Consider the following 1,349-nt stretch of genomic DNA (forward strand, 5'->3'; position numbering starts at 1 on the left):
TCTTATCCCCAAACCCTATAGGCGTGATCAACCGGCGCAACGGTTGCGGCCCAACAGTTATGGGTCAACAGTTATGGGTCAACAGTTATGGGTCAACAGTTGTGGGTTGACATTTTTGGTCGGGCAGCGCTCCGGTTTTTTTACTCATGTGCTTCCCCAAGTTTTTTATCAAAAGCCCTGAGGAATGCGTTAAGGGAATCTTCAGGAATTCGAGCACCTGCTGCAAGAGGATGTCCTCCGCCGCTTCCTCCGAATCTTGGGGCTACTAAGCGAAGAGTACGGTTTACATCGATCTCTCCCCTTGAGCGGATACTCAGGTCATAAGCCCCCTTTCTTTCACGATACTCGGCTGCAATCCCTACTTCCCGTCTGCCGTAAGAGGCTGCGTAGATTGCTGCCTTTGAAATGGAGTTATTTGTATTTACAATATATGCACAATTTCTCAGGACTTCCACATTATATTTAACAAAAAGCCTTAATCTTTCCTCGTTAACTGCAGCTTCCCTGGCAAGTTCAGACAGGTTTGGAATATTTGATGGGATGATATCCTTTGAGAGAGGTTCAAGAAGGTTTCTCTTGAATTCGTACTCCCTTCCTTTATATAAGATGGCCTGGGTCAGGATTCCGGCCTGGAAATAAAGGCTTCTTTTATCCCAATCCTTGACCCAGCTCTTTAAATGAGGAGTATTGTCGCAGAAGTCCCCAATTGCTCCGTAAATTGCTATCCTCCGCATATCCCTATCCAGCTGTTCCTCAAAAAGCCTGTAGGTCAGCTCTGAGGAACAGGCTTCGAGATCATGGTAAAACCAGCTTTCTTTTTCACAGCTTTTTGGAAAAGGGTGATGGTCAACGTAGTAAAGGTTGCATTTTTCTGCAAGTCTGCTAAGTGCTGCGTGAAGTTCAGAGCAGTTCTTTTCATCGATTGCAATATCGCAAATAATAAGGGTTTTCACATCCTCGATAAGTTTTAGTTTTTCAAGAAGGTTAACCGGATTTGTAAAATACACATACGCATCCGGATAAGCGGTTTTTGCAATTGCACCAGAGCATATCCCATCCGAGTCTCCATGAGTAAGGATTAGAGTTTTCGCTTTGATCCAGTTCTGGAATTCTTTCATGTTTTGCTTCCTTTTCCCCAATAAAATATTATTCTAAGGCAGTGTCTCTTCTAACGGCAGTGTCTCTTCTAACGGCTGTGTCTCTTCTAACGGCAGTGTCTCTTCTAACGGCAGTGTCTCTTCTAACGGCAGTGTCTCTTCTAACGGCAGTGTTGAGCTTTTCTCACTTTCAATCCTTTATTACAAGGGAGCGCAGAGGGTCACGAATACCCCAACCTTTAGGTTGGGGAT

Annotated in this window: 1 protein-coding gene; it reads right to left on the bottom strand. The window is 44.6% G+C overall.

All coding sequences use genetic code 11. The features are described 5' to 3' along the window. Nucleotides 1–140: 140 nt before the first annotated feature. Entirely contained in the window at nucleotides 141–1,118 is a 978-nt protein-coding gene (locus ASJ81_RS12725) for a DHHA1 domain-containing protein (protein ID WP_095644756.1), read from the bottom strand. Nucleotides 1,119–1,349 lie beyond the last annotated feature (231 nt).

The organism is Methanosarcina spelaei, from assembly GCF_002287235.1.
Classification (GTDB): domain Archaea; phylum Halobacteriota; class Methanosarcinia; order Methanosarcinales; family Methanosarcinaceae; genus Methanosarcina; species Methanosarcina spelaei.

What these genes read in the sequence shown, in the direction of transcription:
- ASJ81_RS12725 (WP_095644756.1), bottom strand. Translation starts at nt 1,118, where the DNA reads ATGAAAGAATTCCAGAACTGGATCAAAGCGAAAACTCTAATCCTTACT.